The 14,875-nt window shown below is 68.7% G+C and carries 16 protein-coding genes; 8 read left to right on the top strand and 8 right to left on the bottom strand.

Features of this window, described 5'->3' with window-relative positions; genetic code table 11:
• Positions 1-7 precede the first annotated feature (7 nt).
• On the bottom strand, positions 8-283 hold the full coding sequence (locus ACZ4WS_RS37825) for a DUF2530 domain-containing protein (RefSeq protein WP_467987509.1): 276 nt from the start codon (positions 281-283) through the stop codon (positions 8-10).
• A gap of 280 nt (positions 284-563) precedes the next feature.
• Between ACZ4WS_RS37825 and ACZ4WS_RS37820 the strand changes: the two genes are divergently transcribed.
• A complete protein-coding gene (locus ACZ4WS_RS37820; protein WP_467987508.1) occupies positions 564-2,015 on the top strand; it encodes an NCS2 family permease in 1,452 nt (483 codons plus the stop codon).
• A gap of 16 nt (positions 2,016-2,031) precedes the next feature.
• Here ACZ4WS_RS37820 and ACZ4WS_RS37815 read toward each other — a convergent pair whose 3' ends face one another.
• Positions 2,032-2,214: a hypothetical protein gene (locus tag ACZ4WS_RS37815; protein ID WP_037624226.1), complete on the bottom strand. Its 183-nt coding sequence runs from the start codon at positions 2,212-2,214 to the stop codon at positions 2,032-2,034.
• A gap of 144 nt (positions 2,215-2,358) precedes the next feature.
• Here ACZ4WS_RS37815 and ACZ4WS_RS37810 point away from each other — a divergent pair, with 144 nt between their 5' ends.
• Together ACZ4WS_RS37810 and ACZ4WS_RS37805 are read left to right on the top strand one after the other, a co-directional pair.
• Positions 2,359-2,799: a MarR family winged helix-turn-helix transcriptional regulator gene (locus ACZ4WS_RS37810; RefSeq protein WP_467987507.1), complete on the top strand. Its 441-nt coding sequence runs from the start codon at positions 2,359-2,361 to the stop codon at positions 2,797-2,799.
• 67 nt (positions 2,800-2,866) lie between these two features.
• Positions 2,867-4,237 carry an MFS transporter gene (locus ACZ4WS_RS37805; protein WP_467987505.1) on the top strand — a complete coding sequence of 457 codons (1,371 nt, stop codon included), beginning with the start codon at positions 2,867-2,869 and terminating at the stop codon, positions 4,235-4,237.
• Between the two features lie 34 nt (positions 4,238-4,271).
• Here the strand turns inward: ACZ4WS_RS37805 and ACZ4WS_RS37800 are convergent, their stop codons facing one another.
• Positions 4,272-4,442 carry a hypothetical protein gene (locus ACZ4WS_RS37800; RefSeq protein WP_467987504.1) on the bottom strand — a complete coding sequence of 57 codons (171 nt, stop codon included), beginning with the start codon at positions 4,440-4,442 and terminating at the stop codon, positions 4,272-4,274.
• Here ACZ4WS_RS37800 and thpR point away from each other — a divergent pair.
• Positions 4,441-5,031 (top strand): RNA 2',3'-cyclic phosphodiesterase, encoded by a 591-nt coding sequence (thpR, locus tag ACZ4WS_RS37795; RefSeq protein ID WP_467987503.1) that lies wholly within the window; start codon positions 4,441-4,443, stop codon positions 5,029-5,031. The two genes, ACZ4WS_RS37800 and thpR, sit on opposite strands and share 2 nt — an antisense overlap.
• A gap of 149 nt (positions 5,032-5,180) precedes the next feature.
• Here the strand turns inward: thpR and ACZ4WS_RS37790 are convergent, their stop codons facing one another.
• Positions 5,181-6,170, bottom strand: coding sequence for an aldo/keto reductase (locus ACZ4WS_RS37790; RefSeq protein ID WP_467987501.1), 990 nt, complete (start codon positions 6,168-6,170; stop codon positions 5,181-5,183).
• A gap of 416 nt (positions 6,171-6,586) precedes the next feature.
• On the opposite strand from ACZ4WS_RS37790, the gene ACZ4WS_RS37785 reads away from it, so the two are divergent.
• Entirely contained in the window at positions 6,587-8,134 is a 1,548-nt protein-coding gene (locus tag ACZ4WS_RS37785) for an MFS transporter (RefSeq protein ID WP_467987500.1), read from the top strand.
• A gap of 104 nt (positions 8,135-8,238) precedes the next feature.
• Positions 8,239-9,009: an SAM-dependent methyltransferase gene (locus ACZ4WS_RS37780; RefSeq protein ID WP_467987498.1), complete on the top strand. Its 771-nt coding sequence runs from the start codon at positions 8,239-8,241 to the stop codon at positions 9,007-9,009.
• On the opposite strand, the gene ACZ4WS_RS37775 is transcribed toward ACZ4WS_RS37780, so the two are convergent.
• Together ACZ4WS_RS37775 and ACZ4WS_RS37770 are read right to left on the bottom strand one after the other, a co-directional pair.
• Positions 9,006-9,587: a Uma2 family endonuclease gene (locus ACZ4WS_RS37775; RefSeq protein ID WP_467987497.1), complete on the bottom strand. Its 582-nt coding sequence runs from the start codon at positions 9,585-9,587 to the stop codon at positions 9,006-9,008. The two genes, ACZ4WS_RS37780 and ACZ4WS_RS37775, sit on opposite strands and share 4 nt — an antisense overlap.
• Positions 9,588-9,675: 88 nt before the next feature.
• Positions 9,676-10,359, bottom strand: coding sequence for an SGNH/GDSL hydrolase family protein (locus ACZ4WS_RS37770; RefSeq protein ID WP_467987496.1), 684 nt, complete (start codon positions 10,357-10,359; stop codon positions 9,676-9,678).
• 128 nt (positions 10,360-10,487) lie between these two features.
• On the opposite strand from ACZ4WS_RS37770, the gene ACZ4WS_RS37765 reads away from it, so the two are divergent.
• Positions 10,488-11,480 (top strand): WD40 repeat domain-containing protein, encoded by a 993-nt coding sequence (locus ACZ4WS_RS37765; protein ID WP_467987495.1) that lies wholly within the window; start codon positions 10,488-10,490, stop codon positions 11,478-11,480.
• 1 nt (position 11,481) lies between these two features.
• Here ACZ4WS_RS37765 and ACZ4WS_RS37760 read toward each other — a convergent pair whose 3' ends face one another.
• Entirely contained in the window at positions 11,482-11,886 is a 405-nt protein-coding gene (locus tag ACZ4WS_RS37760; protein WP_467987494.1) for a PPOX class F420-dependent oxidoreductase, read from the bottom strand.
• A gap of 153 nt (positions 11,887-12,039) precedes the next feature.
• Between ACZ4WS_RS37760 and ACZ4WS_RS37755 the strand changes: the two genes are divergently transcribed.
• On the top strand, positions 12,040-13,554 hold the full coding sequence (locus ACZ4WS_RS37755) for a cellulase family glycosylhydrolase (protein WP_467987493.1): 1,515 nt from the start codon (positions 12,040-12,042) through the stop codon (positions 13,552-13,554).
• Positions 13,555-13,681: 127 nt separating this feature from the next.
• On the opposite strand, the gene serC is transcribed toward ACZ4WS_RS37755, so the two are convergent.
• Positions 13,682-14,800, bottom strand: coding sequence for a phosphoserine transaminase (gene serC / locus ACZ4WS_RS37750; protein WP_467987492.1), 1,119 nt, complete (start codon positions 14,798-14,800; stop codon positions 13,682-13,684).
• Positions 14,801-14,875 lie beyond the last annotated feature (75 nt).

Below are 14,875 nucleotides of genomic sequence, written 5' to 3'. Positions count from 1 at the left end.
GAGCCGGTTACTCCGCAGCAGGGGTCGACCGCTCGGCTTCGGCGGCGGCTCGCTTGAGCGCGGCGTCGCGCCCCCGGACGTACCAGATGCCGATCAGTCCGAGACCCGCGCCGGCCAGGCACGTCCACAACCACCAGAGGTGCCCGTGGTCGTCGAACCAGCCGTAGAACGGCAGCTGCACCAGGAAGAGGACGAACCAGAGGATCGTGCCGCCCGTGATGGTGGCGACGACGGGACCCTCCAGGGGCTCCGGCGCCTCGTGCTTCGGTGTCCACTTCGCCATGTGCACAGCTTACGAGCACCGCATCCCGGCCCCCGTGCAGGTCGGTGCGCTCCTTGTATACCAAGGGTCTACGCGCGGAGATAGCGATTTCCGCCTCATATGTTCATACTGAAACAGCCTGAGTCTGGCTCTTTCTGTTCGTACGAAACTCCAACGGAAACATCAAAGAAACCTGTTGGTGATCGTCCGACAGCCAGACTCGATCAAGTTCCCAGCCGCGCGCCGTCCCGCCCGGCGCCCGTTACTGGCCATCAAGGCCCCCGCACGTATGAGGTCACGCATGTCCTCCTCGGCCCTCACCAAGGCCCCCACCCCTGAGCAGCCGGAGCCCCGGCCCGCGCAAGGCGCCCTGGACCGCTACTTCAAGATCTCCGAGCGGGGCTCCAGCGTCCCGCGCGAGATCCGCGGCGGTTTCGCCACCTTCTTCGCGATGGCCTACATCATCGTGCTGAACCCGATCATCCTGGGCAGCGCGAAGGACATGTACGGGCACCACCTGGACAACGGCCAGCTGGTCACCGCGACCGCCCTGACCGCCGCGTTCACGACGCTCCTCATGGGTGTCATCGGCAACGTGCCGATCGCGCTGGCGGCGGGTCTGGGTGTGAACACGGTGGTCGCGCTCCAGCTCGCCCCGCGGATGTCCTGGCCGGACGCCATGGGCATGGTCGTGCTGGCCGGCTTCGTCGTGATGCTGCTGGTCGCCACCGGTCTGCGTGAGCGCGTCATGAACGCCGTGCCGCTGGGCCTGCGCAAGGGCATCGCGATCGGTATCGGCCTGTTCATCATGCTGATCGGTCTGGTCGACTCCGGCTTCGTCTCGCGCATCCCGGACATCGCGCAGACCACGGTCCCGCTCCAGCTCGGCGGCGACGGTCACCTCAATGGCTGGCCCGTCCTGGTCTTCATCCTCGGCACGCTGTTCACGCTCGCGCTGATGGTGCGCAAGGTGCCCGGCGCGATCCTGATCTCGATCGTCACGATGACGGTCGTCGCGGTGATCATCAACGCCGTCGCCAAGATCCCGTCCTGGGGTCTGACCACCCCGAAGTGGCCGGGCAACCCGGTCGCCACCCCGGACTTCGGGCTCGTCGGCAAGGTCAGTCTCTTCGGCGGCTTCGACAAGGTCGGCCTGCTGACCGGCATCCTCTTCGTGTTCACCGTGCTGCTGTCGACCTTCTTCGACGCGATGGGCACGATCATGGGCATCAGCGACGAGGCCAAGCTGACCGACGCGCAGGGCCAGATGCCCGGCATCAACAAGGTCCTCTTCGTCGACGGCATCGCGGTGGCCGCGGGCGGCGCCACCTCCTCCTCCGCCACCACCTGCTTCGTGGAGTCCACGGCGGGCGTCGGCGAGGGCGCGCGCACCGGCTTCGCGAACGTCATCACCGGCGCGCTCTTCGCCGTGGCGCTGTTCCTCACCCCGGTCGCCACGATGGTCCCGTCCCAGGCCGCCACGCCCGCGCTCATCGCGGTCGGCTTCCTGATCATGTCCCACTCGGTCAAGGAGATCGACTGGGCGGACTACACGATCGCCATCCCGGCCTTCGTGACGATGATGATGATGCCGTTCACCTACTCGATCACGAACGGCATCGGCATGGGCTTCATCACCTTCGTGGTGCTGCGCCTGGCGGCGGGCCGCGGTCGTGAGATCCCGGTCGCGATGTACGTGGTGTCGGCGGTGTTCGCCTTCTACTACCTGATGCCGGCCCTCGGCCTCACGTGACCAGCCGTACGGGGTCTCACGTGACCCCGTAGAACTTCTCCGTCTCCTCGACCGCGGTCTGGAACCGCTCGTCGAAGTCGTCGCGAATGAGCGTCCGGACCACATAGTCCTGGACGCTCATTCCGCGTTTGGCGGCGTGGTCACGGAGCCGGTCGAGCAGCTCCCCGTCTATCCGCAGGCTGAGCACGCTGGTCCCCATGCGGTCGAGGGTTGCCGGACCCCGGCGGACGAGGGGTCACTTTCCGGAGCGGGCTCACTCATATGAGTGATGTCGTGGTTCAGTGGCGCGGTTCACGGGCATTGCGGTGGTCTTTAGCGAGAGTAATGAGTTATTCTAAAGAACATGCCTGACCTCACCCATGGCGACGACGAGGCCGCCGTGAACGCCCTCCGCTCCGCAGTGATGCGGTTGTCGCGTCGACTCAAGCACCAGCGGGTCGACGAGTCGCTGAGCCCCACCGAGATGTCGGTGCTCGGCACCCTCGCCCGCTGCGGCACCGCCACGCCCGGCGAGCTCGCCCGCAAGGAGCATGTGCAGCCGCCCTCGATGACCCGCATCGTCGCGCTGCTCGAAGCCAAGGGTCTTGTCAGGCTGGAGCCGCACCCCGAGGACCGGCGCCAGAAGGTCGTCACGCCGACCGAAAAGGCGGAGGCCATGCTCGAAGAGAGCCGCCGCAAGCGGAACGCGTTCCTGGCCGGCCTGGTCGGGTCCAACCTCGACGAGGACGAGTGGGCCAAGCTCCGCGAGGCCGCACCCGTCCTGGAGAAGCTCGCGCACCTGTAGAACCGCCGCACTGCCGGACGCCGTCATCCGTGACCGCCGTCCATGACCGCCAAGGAGGCGAGCCCTTTTGAGTACGGGACCCGGAGCAGACTCCGCCCCCGCACCAGCCACCCACGACTCCCCGCCCACCCCCGACACCCCCCACCGCCCGTCCCGCTCCTCGATGTTCAGCTCTCTGAAGGTCCGGAACTACCGCCTGTTCTTCCTGGGCCAGGTCGTCTCCAACACCGGCACCTGGATGCAGCGCATCGCCCAGGACTGGCTGGTGCTGAGCCTCACCGGCTCGTCCGCCGCGGTCGGTATCACCACCGCGCTGCAGTTCCTGCCGATGCTCCTCTTCGGGCTGTACGGCGGTGTCCTCGTGGACCGTCTCCCCAAGCGTCCGACCCTCCTGCTCACCCAGACGGCCATGGGTCTCACGGGCCTCGCGCTCGCCTTCCTCACCCTCTCCGGCCACGTCCAGGTCTGGCACGTCTACCTCGCGGCCTTCGCCGTCGGTCTCGCCACGGTCGTCGACAACCCGGCCCGCCAGTCCTTCGTCTCCGAGATGGTCGGCCCGGGCCAGCTGCAGAACGCGGTCAGCCTGAACTCCGCCAACTTCCAGTCCGCCCGCCTGGTCGGCCCCGCCGTCGCGGGCCTGCTGATCACCGGCGTGGGCACCGGCTGGGCGTTCCTGTTCAACGGCCTGTCCTTCGTGGCCCCCATCGTCGGCCTGCTGCTGATGCGCGCCCGCGAACTGCAGGTGGTCGAGCGCGCCCCGCGCGGCAAGGGCCAGCTCCGCGAGGGCCTGAACTACGTGGCCCGCCGCCCCGAGCTGATCTGGCCGATCGTCCTCGTCGGCTTCATCGGCACCTTCGGCTTCAACTTCCCGGTCTGGCTCTCGGCGTACGCGGACGACGTCTTCCACGCGGGCGCCGGCGCGTACAGCCTCTTCAACACGCTGATGGCGCTCGGCTCGCTGGCCGGCGCGCTGCTCGCCGCCCGCCGCGGCACGGCCCGCCTGCGCGTCCTGATCGCGGCGGCGCTGGCCTTCGGCGTCCTGGAAGTGGTCGCGGCCCTGGCCCCGTCGTTCTGGCTCTTCGCTCTCCTCATGGTCCCGATAGGCATCTTCGGCCTGACGGTGAACGTCACCGCGAACACCTCGGTCCAGATGGCCACCGACCCCGCCATGCGCGGCCGTGTGATGGCCCTGTTCATGATGGTCTTCATGGGCGGTACGCCGCTGGGGGCGCCCCTCGTCGGCTGGATCACCGACGCCTATGGTCCGCGCGTCGGCTTCGCCCTCGGTGGTCTGATCGCGGTGGCCGCCGCGAGCGGCGTCGGCCTGGCCCTGGCCCGCGTCGGCGGGCTGCGCCTCGCGGTCGGCTGGCACCACGGCCACCCACAGGTCCGCTTCGTGCCGAAGGAACAGCGGGAGCAGCTGGCCACGGCGGCGTGACGGACGACTGTCGGGTGCCCCGCCATGTGCCCCGTCAGGTCACCGCCCGCGCGACGGCGAACAGTGCCGCGGTCGCCGCCGCCGAGCACGCCAGGAGCAGCAGGATTCCGAGCACGGGCATGTGGACGGCTCCCCGTCGACGTACGTACGCCCATGGTGCGGGGACAGTCGCCAGGTGATCCATTCCCTGGAAGGGTGACGTCATGAGACTCTTTGCGGCGGTGCTGCCTCCGGAGGCCGTGGTGCGCGAACTCGCCTCCGAGGTCGACGAGTTGGAGCGGCTGCCGGGCGCGGACGGCCTGCGCTGGACCGGCCGCCCGGGCTGGCACTTCACGCTCGCCTTCTACGGCGAGGTGGACGAGGAACTCGTCCCGGACCTCTCGGAACGGCTGTCACGAGCGGCCCACCGGACGGCCCCCTTCCCGCTGTCCCTGCGCGGCGGCGGCCATTTCGGCGGCCGGGCGCTGTGGGTGGGGGTGTCGGGAGGCGTCCCGGCCCTGCGGCTGCTGGCCGACCGGGCGGAGGCGGCGGCCCGGAAGGCGGGTGTCCCGTTGGGTGAGCACCGCCGCTACCGGCCCCACCTCACGGTGGCCCGCTCGCGCGCCGCGGCGGACTTCGAGACGTATGTCACCGCCCTGCACGCGTTCGCCGGGCGGGAGTGGACGGTGCGGGAGCTGTGTCTCGTACGCAGCCATCTGCCGAGGTCGGGGGTGCCGGGGGAGCAGCCCCGTTACGAGACGGTGGCGAGCTGGCCCCTGGGGGCGGCCGCCGGGCCGGGATCGGCGGCCGGTTAACCTCGACTACGTGGACCCGAAGACCCGAAACCGGATCATGGCCGGTGTGCTCGTGCTGATGTTCGTCGTGGTGGCGCTCGCGGCGGCGGTCAAGTAGCCGACCGCCGCCGCCCGTTCTGCCCTGCCCCGGTGCGCTCAGGCCCCGTGGGCTACCAGGCGAACGCTTCCGGGGACGGCCCCGGCCCCGGGAAGATCTCGTCGAGTCCGGCCAGGACCTCGTCCGACAGCTCCAGCTCGACGGCGCGCAGCGCGGACTCCAGCTGCTCGGCGGTGCGCGGCCCGACGATGGGGCCCGTGATGCCGGGCCGGGTCAGCAGCCAGGCCAGCGCGGCCTCGCCGGGCTCCAGGCCGTGCTTGTCGAGCAGATCCTCGTACGCCTGGAGCTGCGCCCGCGCGGTCGGGTCGGCGAGGGTGTCGGCCGCCCGGCCGCTCGCCCGGCGCCCGCCCTCGACCTCCTTCTTGATGACCCCGCCCAGCACACCGCCGTGCAGTGGCGACCAGGGGATGACCCCGAGCCCGTACTCCTGCGCGGCCGGGATGACCTCCATCTCGGCGCGCCGCTCGGCCAGGTTGTAGAGGCACTGCTCGCTGACGAGGCCGTAGCTGTTGCGCCTGGCGGCGACCTCGTTGGCCTGGGCGATCTTGTAGCCGGGGAAGTTGGAGGACCCGGCGTACAGGATCTTCCCCTGCTGCACCAGTACGTCGACGGCCTGCCAGATCTCGTCGAAGGGAGTGGAGCGGTCGACGTGATGGAACTGATAGATGTCGATGTAGTCGGTCTGCAGCCGCTTGAGGCTGGCGTCCACGGCCCGCCGGATGTTGAGGGCGGAGAGCTTGTCGTGGTTGGGCCATGCCTCGCCGTCGGGCGCCATGTTCCCGTACACCTTGGTGGCCAGCACGACCTTGTCGCGCCGCTCGCCGCCCTGGGCGAACCAGTTCCCGATGATGTCTTCCGTACGGCCCTTGTTCTCGCCCCAGCCGTACACGTTCGCGGTGTCGAAGTAGTTGATCCCCGAGTCCAGCGCCGCGTCCATGATGGCGTGGCTGTCGGCCTCACTGGTCTGCGGACCGAAGTTCATGGTGCCGAGGACGAGTCGGCTGACCTTGAGTCCCGTGCGTCCGAGCTGCGTGTACTTCATGACTCCTTAGCCAACGGGGTGGAGTGCGCTCTAGGCAAGAGCAGTCCGCTCACCGCATGGGCCCGTCCTGTACCGGGGCGCTGCCCGGAGTATCGGTTTGCGATTTCTGGAAAAGTGTGAGCACATTCCGCGCTCCCTTTCCTGTGCTCACAATTCGAGGGGCACGTCAAGGGGAGAATCACCACATGGGGTCGGCGGAAATTCTCGCCGTTTTCAAGGGCTGCCGGCTGCTATGGTCGAGCTTCGTCTCGAGCCCCGTTGCGCCTTGTTGGCGCCGTGTTCTCGGATTGCATTGTGTGGGCGTCCCGTTTCGTCGGATTCCGCTCGCCCGGCTTCTCTCTCGGAATGAAAGTTGACTTTTTGAGTCACTTCCGTGCTCCGGGGAAATGTTTCCAGCCCACCTTTGGAGTATTTCCATGTCTGCGTCTGCTGACAGCACCGCTGTCGTCGCCCCCGCGGGGCCGGATACCTCCGGCTCCGGCCGTGCATCCGGTGGACGGCATCTCGGACTCGCCCTGGTCGTGATCGCCGCGGCCCAGCTGATGGTGGTCCTCGACGCCACGATCACCAACATCGCCCTGCCCGCCATTCAGACCGACCTGGGTGTCTCCGACTCGAATCTGGCGTGGGTCGTCAACGCGTACGCGCTGGCGTTCGGCGGCCTGTTGCTGCTCGGCGGCAAGGCGGGGGACCTCTTCGGGCGGCGGAAGATGTTCCAGGTGGGCATCGCGGTCTTCACGCTGGCGTCCCTGCTCGGCGGACTCGCCCCGAACGAGGGGCTGTTGATCGCCGCTCGCATCCTGCAGGGCGTCGGGGCGGCGCTGGCCGCGCCCAGTGCGCTGGCGCTCATTACTACGACGTTCCCTGTCGGCAAGTCACGCAATGCGGCCATGGGCGTGTACGCGGCGATGGGCGGCGTCGGCGCGACGGTCGGGCTGCTGCTGGGCGGCACGCTCACCGACGTACTGGACTGGCGATGGGTCTTCTTCGTCAACATTCCCATTGGGCTTGCGGTGCTGGCGGGGACGCGGACGCTCGTCGAGGCCGAGCGGCACCCCGGGCGCCTGGACGTGCCCGGCGCCATCACCGGCACCGGCGGGCTGATCGCGCTGGTCTACGGCATCACGCGCGGCGGTGAGCACGGGTGGACCAACGGGCTCACGCCGGCCTTCTTCGCGGCCGCGGCCGTGCTGCTGGTCGCGTTCCTGTTCCTGCAGGCCAAGTCGGCGGATCCGATGATGCCGCTGCGGCTGTTCGCCGACCGCAGCCGCTGGGGCTCCTACGCCACCATGCTGTTCATCGGCGCGGGCATGTTCGCCACGTTCTACTTCCTGACCCTCTACATGCAGCTGATCCTCGGCTACAGCCCGGTCAGGACCGGCTTCGCCTACCTTCCGTTCAGCTTTGGCATGGCGGTGGCCGCGGGCGTCAGCTCCAAGCTGGTCACCCACTTCGCGCCGCGGCTGATCGCCGGGCCGGGATTGCTGGTCGCGGCCGTGGGCATGTTCTGGTTCGCCACCCTGGAGCCGGACTCCTCCTATGCCGCGCATCTGATGCCCGCCATGTTCGTCACCGCCCTCGGCCTGGGCGCGAGCTTCGTCCCGATGACGCTCGGCGCGGTCAGTGGTGTCTCCCCCCAGGACACCGGTGTCGCCTCGGCGCTGCTCAACACCGCCCAGCAGATCGGCGGGGCGCTCGGCCTGGCGATCCTCTCGACGATTTCCACGTCGGCCGCGAACGACAAGCTGCCCGAGGCCGCTTCGGCTCTCTACCGGGGTCTGGCCACCCAGGACTTCGTCCTGGTGTCGAAGGCGGGCGAGGCCGTGACGCACGGCTACACGATGGCCTTCGCCGCCGCCGCGGCGATGTTCCTGGCCGGCCTCGCCGTCACCGCGTTCGCCGTCAACGCCGGAAAGCAGCAGCACGTCGAGGGCGCGGCTTCGGCGCCGGTCCACATGGGCTGACGCCCACTCCGGTACGGGGATGGCACCTGAGACGGTTCTCGCCCCCGCCCAAGCCCCCGAAACCCAGTTGACCCCCACCCCCCGGCCCGCTTGGGTCGGACCCCATGACCACCGCCCTGGACGCACTCGTCCGCCCGGACCGCTACCCCCGCTCCTCCGCCTACGACCCCGCCTGGCTGCTCGGCCTCGACATGGGCCCGAACCCCCTGTGGCTGCTGGAGGACCTCGCGCGGGACCTGGACCTGCGGCCCGGCATGCGGGTCCTCGACCTCGGGTCCGGGAAGGGGGCGACCTCCGTGTTCCTCGCGCGGGAGTACGGCGTGCGGGTCGTCGCGGCCGACTGGTGGGTCGGGGAGAAGGAGGCCGAGGCCGTCTTCGCCGAGGCGGGCGTCGGCGGGCAGGTGGAGGCCGTACGGGCCGAGGCGCATCAACTCCCCTTCGAGGAGGGGAGCTTCGATGCGATCGTGAGCATCGACGCGTTCGAGTACTTCGGTACGGCGGACAGCTATCTGCCGTATCTGGTGAAGTTCCTGCGACCCGACGGTCAACTGGGCATCGCCACGCCCGCGTTGACCCGCGAGGTCCGTGAGATGGGGGCGATCCCCGCGCACATCAAGGACCTTGTCGGCTGGGAGGCGATCGCCTGGCACACGGCCGAGTGGTGGCGGTTCCAGTGGGAGATCACCGAGCTGGTGAGGGTGACGTCCGCACGGTTGCAGGAGGACGGCTGGGGGGACTGGCTGTTGTGGAGCCGGGCGTGCGCCGCCCACGTCCCGGACGGCGAGGCCGCCCAGCAGCCGGTCATTGACATGCTGACGGTCGACGGGGGCGAGTTCTTGTCGTTCGCGCTGGTGACGGCCCGTGCAGCTGGCTAGTCGCGGGGGAACCGGTCCGTCTTGAGGGTGAGGCCGAGGACAGTGGAGGTCATGTCGACCTCGCCGCCGAAGGCGACAGTCGTCTGCATGAGGTAGTCGCTGCCTTTGGGTTGTGTGTGGACATGGCACTTGCCGACGTACGGGTCCACGACGAGGTAGACGGGCACTTCTGCGGCGGCGTACGCGGTCTTCTTTGGGCCGTAGTCATTGGAGGCAGTTCCTTTGGAGAGCACCTCAGCGATGAACTCGACGTCCTGGTAGAGCCAGTGGCCCGTCGAGTCCTGCTCTGCCCCGTCACGGAGCTTTGCCACGTCGGGGCAGAAACCGTTCTGATGGCCGGGGAAGTCGATGCGGACATCCGAGAACACCAAGGCGTCCTCACCGAACCTCGCGTCTAGCGCGTGCACGATCTTGCGGATGATCAACCAGTGAATACTCCGCTGCGGCACCATGTGGACGGCCCCCTCGACGATCTCGGCCTTGAAGCCCTCGGGGACGGTCATCTGGTCGAACATTTCGTCAAGGATGTGTTCGTTGATGGTGGCCATGGCAATCCTGTCGTTCTCTACGACGGTCATGGTGGCGCTCCTCCCCGGCCGCAACCCGGTCGAGTGCAGCCGCGCAGTACAACGATACGCAGGGTGACCAGGGCACGCCGGGATTCGGTCAGGCGGTTTCGGCCCCGTACGGCTCGCCCAGGTCCCAGGCCTGGTACATGGCCTCCGCGAAGCCCTCGGCGATCTTGTGCTCGCCGCTCGCGTTCGGGTGCGTGCCGTCGTACGTGTCGAAGTTGATGTCGTACGAGGGTGGCGGCGATGCCAGGAGGAGCGGCGAGCGGGGCTCGTCGAGGTCGGCGACCGTCTTGGCGAGGAGCTCGTTGAAGGAGGCGACCTCGGTGGCGAAGGGGGCGTCGGACTCGGCGCGGACGTTCGGTATCACCGGGAGCAGGACCATGCGGATCCGGGGGTTGGCCGCGCGGGCCTCGGCGATGAAGGTGCGGGCGTTGTCCGCCGTCTGGGTCGCGTTCGTGTAGAAGCCGAGGTCGATCAGGCCGAGGGAGACCAGGAGCACGTCGGCGCGCTGCGAGCGGACCGCCTCGCCGATCAGGGGGGCCATGTGGAGCCAGCCCTCGCCCCAGCCCGCGAGGTGGGCGCGGGGGAAGTCCGGGTCCGCGTACTCGTGCGAGTCGGGGGACTCCGTCGCCTTGTCGTAGAGCGTCTCGCGCGGGCCGACGATCCGGAACGGGCCTCCGTACGTCGCGCGCAGGTGCTGCCACATTCGGTAACGCCATGTGTGTTCGCCCGCGCTTCCGATCGTCATGGAGTCGCCGACGGGCATGAACCTGAGCATCCGCTCATCATGGACGATCGGTGCGGGTGCCATGGGCCGTGGGGGTGTGAGGCTGGACACGCCCGTGCGAGTGGGCCCGGCGAGTATGGCCGAGGTGAACGACCGGCCGGGATGGCAGGCTTGGGGTCATGCGCCGATCCCTTCCGTGCCTTGCCGGAGTCGCAGCCGCCCTCGTCGTCGCGCTGGCGGCGCCGGCCCTCGCCGACAGCGGTGCCGGCGGGGACGACCGGTTCACGATCAAGGATCCCCGGATCACGGAGTCCAGCGGACTGGCCGCCTCGCACGCCCACCCCGGCATCTACTGGACGCACAACGACAGCGACGACGGCGCCTACCTCTACGCCGTCGACAGCAAGACGGGGAATACCGTCGCCACGATCACCATGACCGGGGTCGGCGCCCCACGGGATGTCGAAGCCATCTCCATCGGGCCCGACGACAACCTCTATGTCGGTGACATCGGCGACAACCTCGGCGGCAAGTGGGACCACGTGTGGATCTACAAGCTGCCCGAGCCGAAGGTGCTCAAGGACCAGACGATCCGCGCCACGCAGTACGTCGTGAAGTACGGGGACGGGGCCCGCAACGCGGAGGCGCTGATGGTGCACCCCAAGACCGGGCGGGTCTACATCGCCGACAAGAACGAGGACGGCGGGCACCTGTACGAGGGCCCCGCCCAGCTCTCCGCCTCCGGTACGAACGTCTTCCGGCCCGTCGCCGCCATCGACCTCTGGGTCACCGACGGCGCCTTCTCGCCCGACGGCGAACAGCTCGCCGTACGCGGGTACTTCGGCGGGATCGCGTACGAGTGGAACGGCGGGAAGCTCAAGCGGCAGGGGCGGCTGAACGTCCCGTTGCAGGGACAGGGCGAGTCCGTCACCTACACCGCCGACGGGTCGCGCCTGATGTACGGCAGCGAGGGGGCGGGGAGTTCCGTGGAGCCCGAGAGCGTGCCGGGGTACTCGGACTCCAAGTCACCCTCCAAGGACGGGAATTCGGCCGCCGCAGGCGGAAGTGGCGGCGGCGACGGCATGAGCTCCGACGTCAAGGTCGGCGCGCTCGCCGTCGCCGTCGTCCTGGGCGCGCTGTTCGGAATCCGGCGGCTGCTGCGCAAGGACTGAACTACTCCTGCACCGGCCGCAGTTCGTAGTGCAGCGTCGGCGTCCGCATCACCTTGTGGGCGAGCGGCACGAAGACGCCCTGCATGAACGGGTACTTGCGCCGCAGCAGCTTCGCCGCGTGCTTGTCCTCCTCACTGCCGTGGTCGAGCAGCCGGGAACGGGCGTGGATCTCGGGCCCGGTGGGCGCGCCGCGGAAGGTGGACGGGGCGATCTCCACCTCCGGGTTGTTGCGCAGGCGTTTGACCTTCCACGTGCTGCCCGGGGTGCGGAAGTACGCGTGGTCACCCTCGACGGCGATGTTCACCGGGGTGCCGACGCCTGTGCCGTCCTTCTTGTGGCTCGTCAGCAGGACGGCGTACTGCTTGGCGAGCGGGGCGAGCTCGGGGCTCGGAGTCTCAGTGGCCATACATCCATAGAGACACCGAATGCACGCGTTGTCATCCAGCACTGCCCAGCGGCTTGACGTGCTCATGTTCTATCCGTTCCATGGGAGGTGCGCGGTGCATGGGAGCGCTCCCATCAGTTCCGGGGCCGCGCCTCCCCCGAGAGGAACCCGCACATGTTCCGCAGCTTCCGAAGAGCGCTGTGCGCCGCTGCCGCGCTGCTGTTACCCCTGGTGGGGGTGCAGGCGGCGCACGCCGAGGTCACGGCCGCCGCACCCGGCGCCGGTTACTGGCACACCAGCGGCCACCAGATCCTCGACGCGGCGAACCAGCCCGTACGCATCGCCGGGATCAACTGGTTCGGTTTCGAGACCGGCAACTACGTCGTCCACGGCCTCTGGTCGCGCGACTACAAGAGCATGATCGACCAGATGAAGTCGCTGGGCTACAACACCATCCGGCTGCCCTACAGCGACGACCTGTTCAACGGAACCAGTCCCAACAGCATCGACTTCTCCAGTGGCAAGAACGCCGACCTGCAGGGCCTCAACTCCCTTCAGGTCATGGACAAGATCGTGGCGTACGCCGGTCAGGACGGCCTGAAGGTCATCCTCGACCGGCACCGGCCGGACTCGGGCGGGCAGTCCGCGCTCTGGTACACCGCCGCCGTCCCGGAGTCGACCTGGATCACCCATCTCAAGTCCCTGGCCGCGCGATACGCGGGCCAGGACACCGTCATCGGCATCGACCTGCACAACGAGCCGCACGATCCTGCCTGTTGGGGCTGCGGCGACACGGCGACCGACTGGCGGCTGGCCGCCCAGCGGGCGGGGAACGCGGTCCTGTCCGTCAACCCCGACCTGCTGATCTTCGTGGAGGGCGTGCAGAGCTTCGGCGGTGTGTCGGGCTGGTGGGGCGGCAATCTGATGGGCGTCGCGCAGTATCCCGTGCAGCTGAGCGTGGCCGACCGGGTCGTGTACTCCGCCCACGACTACGCCACCAGCGTGGCCCAGCAGAGCTGGTTCAGCGACCCGACGTTCCCGGACAACATGCCGGGAGTGTGGGACAAGTACTGGGGCTACATCTTCAAACAGAACATCGCGCCGGTGTGGGTCGGCGAGTTCGGTACGACACTCCAGTCGACGGTGGACCAGAAGTGGCTGGCCGCGCTGGTCTCGTACCTGCGCCCCACGGCCACCTACGGTGCCGACAGCATCTCCTGGACCTTCTGGTCGTGGAACCCCAACTCCGGTGACACGGGCGGGATCCTGAAGGACGACTGGGCGACCGTGGACACCGTGAAGGACGGGTATCTGGCGAGCATCAAAGCCCCGGGCTTTCCCAGCAGCGGTGGCGGGAGCGGTGGTGGAGGAGAGGGCGGCGGCAGTACGGCGGCGTGCGCCGCGACCTACACCGTCAGCAGTGACTGGGGCAGCGGCTTCAACGCCGATGTGAAGGTGACCAATACGGGGACCACCGCGCTCAAGTCCTGGCAGGTGACCTGGGCTTGGGGCGGGGCGCAGCAGGTCACGAACATGTGGAACGCGACGTACACACAGAGCGGGGCGACCGTCACCGCCGTGAACGCCGATCACAACGGGAGCGTGCCGGTGGGCGGTTCGGTGAGCTTCGGGTTCGGGGGAGCGCCGGGGGGCGGGGGGACGCCGGTGGTGACGTGCGCGGCGACATGAGAGAGACGTGCGCGGCATGAGGAAGACGCGCACGGCGCCATGAGAAAGACATGCATGGCGACATGAGAAAGGGGCGCCCGGTGCGCGAATCACGCGCCGGGCGCCCCCATCGTCGTACGAGAAACGGTCAGAGCTTCTCGATCACGTAGTCGATGCACTTCGTCAGCGCGTCGATGTCCGCCGGGTCGATCGCCGGGAACATCGCGACGCGGAGCTGGTTGCGGCCGAGCTTGCGGTAGGGCTCGGTGTCGACGATGCCGTTGGCGCGCAGGACCTTGGCGACGGCGGCGGCGTCGATCTCGTCCGCGAAGTCGATCGTGCCGATGACCTGCGAGCGCTTGGCCGGGTCGGCGACGAACGGGGTCGCGTACTTGCTGTCCTCGGCCCAGCTGTAGAGGCGGGTCGACGAGTCCTTGGTGCGGCCCGTGGACCAGTCCAGACCGCCCTGGCCGTTGATCCACTCCAGCTGCTCGTTGAGCAGGAAGAGGGTGGCGAGGGCCGGGGTGTTGTACGTCTGGTTCTTGCGGGAGTTGTCGATCGCCGTCGGGAGCGAGAAGAACTCCGGGATGTGGCGGCCGGACGCGTGGACGCGCTCGGCGCGCTCGATCGCGGCCGGGGAGAAGACGCCGATCCACAGGCCGCCGTCGGAGGCGAACGACTTCTGCGGGGCGAAGTAGTAGACATCGGTCTCGGCGATGTCGACGGGGAGGCCGCCGGCGCCGGACGTGGCGTCCACCAGGACGAGGGAGCCCTCGTCGGCGTCCGCGACGCGCTTGATCGGCGCGGCGACACCCGTCGAGGTCTCGTTGTGGGTGAAGGCGTAGACGTCGACGCCCGCCTCGGCCTCCGGCTCCGGGTGCGTGCCCGGGTCGGACGAGATGACGCTCGGCTCGGCCAGCCAGGGGGCGAGCTTCGCGGCCTTCGCGAACTTCGACGAGAACTCGCCGAAGGTGAGGTGCTGCGACTTGTTCTCGATCAGGCCGTGGGTCGCGATGTCCCAGAACGCGGTGGAGCCGCCGTTGCCGAGGACGACCTCGTAGCCGTCCGGCAGGGAGAAGAGCTCGCTCACGCCCGCGCGGACCTTGCCGACCAGGTTCTTGACCGGGGCCTGGCGGTGGGACGTACCGAGGAGGGAGCTGCCGGTCGCGGCGAGCGCGTCCAGCGCCTCCGTACGCACCTTGGAGGGGCCCGCGCCGAATCGTCCGTCGGCGGGCTTGATGTCAGCGGGAATCTGGATATCAGCCACGATGGGGAGCCTAACTGTTTCCGGAAACCTGGGTGAAACGTGGTCCGTCGGGTGAGACGGGGTGGGGGTGACGGG

The organism is Streptomyces sp. NPDC029292 (genome assembly GCF_055569295.1).
The sequence above is the reverse complement of the archived record's forward strand: the minus strand, read 5'-3'. Positions and strand labels throughout refer to the sequence as shown.

What these genes read in the sequence shown, in the direction of transcription:
- ACZ4WS_RS37800 (WP_467987504.1), bottom strand. Translation starts at nt 4,442, where the DNA reads ATGACGTCACCCTTCCAGGGAATGGATCACCTGGCGACTGTCCCCGCA.
- ACZ4WS_RS37810 (WP_467987507.1), top strand. Translation starts at nt 2,359, where the DNA reads ATGCCTGACCTCACCCATGGCGACGACGAGGCCGCCGTGAACGCCCTC.
- ACZ4WS_RS37785 (WP_467987500.1), top strand. Translation starts at nt 6,587, where the DNA reads ATGTCTGCGTCTGCTGACAGCACCGCTGTCGTCGCCCCCGCGGGGCCG.
- ACZ4WS_RS37790 (WP_467987501.1), bottom strand. Translation starts at nt 6,170, where the DNA reads ATGAAGTACACGCAGCTCGGACGCACGGGACTCAAGGTCAGCCGACTC.
- ACZ4WS_RS37815 (WP_037624226.1), bottom strand. Translation starts at nt 2,214, where the DNA reads ATGGGGACCAGCGTGCTCAGCCTGCGGATAGACGGGGAGCTGCTCGAC.
- ACZ4WS_RS37820 (WP_467987508.1), top strand. Translation starts at nt 564, where the DNA reads ATGTCCTCCTCGGCCCTCACCAAGGCCCCCACCCCTGAGCAGCCGGAG.
- ACZ4WS_RS37765 (WP_467987495.1), top strand. Translation starts at nt 10,488, where the DNA reads ATGCGCCGATCCCTTCCGTGCCTTGCCGGAGTCGCAGCCGCCCTCGTC.
- ACZ4WS_RS37755 (WP_467987493.1), top strand. Translation starts at nt 12,040, where the DNA reads ATGTTCCGCAGCTTCCGAAGAGCGCTGTGCGCCGCTGCCGCGCTGCTG.
- ACZ4WS_RS37825 (WP_467987509.1), bottom strand. Translation starts at nt 283, where the DNA reads ATGGCGAAGTGGACACCGAAGCACGAGGCGCCGGAGCCCCTGGAGGGT.
- ACZ4WS_RS37760 (WP_467987494.1), bottom strand. Translation starts at nt 11,886, where the DNA reads ATGGCCACTGAGACTCCGAGCCCCGAGCTCGCCCCGCTCGCCAAGCAG.
- ACZ4WS_RS37770 (WP_467987496.1), bottom strand. Translation starts at nt 10,359, where the DNA reads ATGCTCAGGTTCATGCCCGTCGGCGACTCCATGACGATCGGAAGCGCG.
- ACZ4WS_RS37780 (WP_467987498.1), top strand. Translation starts at nt 8,239, where the DNA reads ATGACCACCGCCCTGGACGCACTCGTCCGCCCGGACCGCTACCCCCGC.
- thpR (WP_467987503.1), top strand. Translation starts at nt 4,441, where the DNA reads ATGAGACTCTTTGCGGCGGTGCTGCCTCCGGAGGCCGTGGTGCGCGAA.
- ACZ4WS_RS37775 (WP_467987497.1), bottom strand. Translation starts at nt 9,587, where the DNA reads ATGACCGTCGTAGAGAACGACAGGATTGCCATGGCCACCATCAACGAA.